This window comes from Pseudoalteromonas sp. NBT06-2, assembly GCF_002276045.1.
GTDB lineage: Bacteria > Pseudomonadota > Gammaproteobacteria > Enterobacterales > Alteromonadaceae > Pseudoalteromonas.
In genome coordinates this window covers 1-2,258 of the sequence record NZ_NQMR01000274.1, presented here as the reverse complement: position 1 = coordinate 2,258, position 2,258 = coordinate 1, and the positions used below count along the sequence as shown (strand labels likewise).

The following is a 2,258-nucleotide window of genomic DNA, read 5'->3' as shown; positions in this document are numbered from 1 at the left end:
GGTCTGTTGTGTGTCCGACTGAGATATTAAGTAATGAGCCTGAACCTGAGCCTGATGCGGTGCCACAAAAAAACATTCAAATTCGCTATGGCCAAGTACCTTTCATTAATACTAATGTGGCTAATTTAATTGCCATGGCCTGTATGCAAGCAAAAGATAGACGCCGTTTTAGTGTATTTGCAGGTGGTGCGGGTATTGGTAAAACAAAGGCAATTGAAGAATATTGTAAACAAAATGAATTTGCCATATTGCTTAATGGCTCAGAGCAAATTAGTGGGGTACAAGTTTTATTGCAGTTATGCCAAAAGCTCGGTATTCCAAAAAGTAGAAATGCCCCAAGAAATATTGAAAACATTATTTATACCTTACGTGATAGCGACCGCCTGATTATTTTAGATGAGGCTGATAAATGTAAACCCAATGCATTAGACCCCCTACGTACGATTTCAGATCATGCCATGGTGGGCGTGACTTTGGTCGGTAACATTCAATTGGTTGATAAGTTACGCAGCCAAGAACGTTACGAACTCATTGCAAGCCGAGTGTGTTTTTGGCCAAAACCGATGGGCCAAATCTCTGTTGAAGATATTCAATCGCTGTTTATTAAGTTGACTCAAAATAGTTTAACGCTTTCAGATAATAGCGATAAATGGTGGGTTTGGTTACATAAACGTGTTGAAGGCAATGCCCGCGAATTGGTTGAAAATTTATTACCGCACTTATTGAAGTTTGATAAAAAAAACAAACACAAAAAGATTGATAGGTTATTTGTTAATTCAATTTTCGCCAATGTACTTAATAAGCCCGCGATTTAATTTACTGGGCCTTTTGACTGCTCAGGTTCTTTTACGAACGGATAGCGCTCATCAAAGGGCCAATCATTATATTCATTATATATTACATCGGAGTATGCAATAGATGAGAAAAATAAACGATCAACTACAAACTGAGAGCCATCTTCTAAATCAAAATCAGGATCTACAAAAGGCTTTAAATAAGCCATCGCATCAATCATGCGACGTAGACTTGTATCGTAAACCAAAAGGGGATCCGTCTGGTGTGTCTTCGGCACGCGCTCTTCAAGCGGCACAGCTGCGTGTGGGCGAGTTTGAGAAACAAGCACTTCTTGGCAGAGCACGTCAATGTCATCTCTGTTCGTCGAACTTATCTTTAAAACTTCACACGCCGACATACCGTTTATTAAATGGTATAGCACATCGACTTGCTGTTTGGGTAATGCAGATACAAGCGCGTCGTAGGTTGTTTTTGCGTTGGTGTAGAGCTGTTTTAACGTTTTAGTTGTCATATTTAAATCCCTTTTAAACCTTATTTAACAAGCAGAAAAAAACTAATTACCAAGGAACTATAATGGCTTTATCAATCAAAATTAAAACAGTACATTACAGCGCTGAATTAGTACTTAATACATCAATTCGCAAACCACAAATGTTATGCATGTTAGCAAGTCATGATGCAAAAGGCGACTTACTCGATAAATGCGAAGGCAATGTTAAAGCCGCTTTTGCAATGATGTTATGCAACCGAATGTATTTTTTACATCAGGTTCATTTAGATCGAAGTGTGAGTAATTTATCCAGGCGTTTTAATTTAGTTAATCGCCAATTGCCATTGGCATTTACAGGAAACGAACAAGCATGGGGTTTTAAACTTATCAATATGGAAAAAACACCCGCGTTTAGTTTTCAAATGGAGGTAATGGCATGAAGAGGTTAATTAAACAGATTAAAACTCTGCAAAACTTGGCTAATATCGACCAAGACTCGCATAAGCAAAATGTTAAAAATGTGAGCATGGGTCGCACATCATCATGTGCTAGGTTAGATGATGCTGAAATGCATATTTTAATTTTAAAATATAAAAAAATGGCCCCTAAAAACCAAGGAACGCAAACACAGTTACCAGCACAACTTAAAATGATTTATAGCTTATGGGGCCAATTACATACAGCGGGTTTGGTAAATACTGACTCAAAACAGGCTTGTGATAGTTTTTGTGAAAAATATTTAAAGGGTAAAACCTTGGCTCAAAGCACTCGCCAATGGCATAACATTATTGAAGTACTTAAAGCCTGGTTAAAACGTGCTGATAAAAAGGAAGCTGCTAATGCCTGATTTAAGCATTGATATACGTGCTTTACCGCACGGTTTACAGCCCATTATTAAGCATTTGGGGCTTGAAAAAGCCATAGCAGTATTAACTCAACAACAAGGGCAAGTGATGTATATTCCCCAATTCCC

4 protein-coding genes are annotated in these 2,258 nt (G+C 38.0%); 3 read left to right on the top strand and 1 reads right to left on the bottom strand.

Features of this window, described 5'->3' with window-relative positions; all coding sequences use genetic code 11:
- Positions 1-815 (top strand): AAA family ATPase (locus CJF42_RS25240; protein ID WP_170940769.1); only part of this gene is annotated, 815 nt, incomplete at its 5' end.
- Here CJF42_RS25240 and CJF42_RS25235 read toward each other — a convergent pair.
- The gene (locus CJF42_RS25235; RefSeq protein WP_095369260.1) at positions 812-1,306 is read right to left on the bottom strand and encodes a hypothetical protein; all 495 of its coding nucleotides are present in this window, start codon (positions 1,304-1,306) and stop codon (positions 812-814) included. The two genes, CJF42_RS25240 and CJF42_RS25235, sit on opposite strands and share 4 nt — an antisense overlap.
- A gap of 62 nt (positions 1,307-1,368) precedes the next feature.
- Between CJF42_RS25235 and CJF42_RS25230 the strand changes: the two genes are divergently transcribed.
- Positions 1,369-1,725: a hypothetical protein gene (locus CJF42_RS25230; RefSeq protein ID WP_095369259.1), complete on the top strand. Its 357-nt coding sequence runs from the start codon at positions 1,369-1,371 to the stop codon at positions 1,723-1,725.
- The gene (locus CJF42_RS25225) at positions 1,722-2,132 is read left to right on the top strand and encodes a phage protein GemA/Gp16 family protein (RefSeq protein WP_095369258.1); all 411 of its coding nucleotides are present in this window, start codon (positions 1,722-1,724) and stop codon (positions 2,130-2,132) included. Before CJF42_RS25230 ends, CJF42_RS25225 begins: the two co-directional genes overlap by 4 nt.
- The last annotated feature ends 126 nt before the right edge of the window (positions 2,133-2,258 follow it).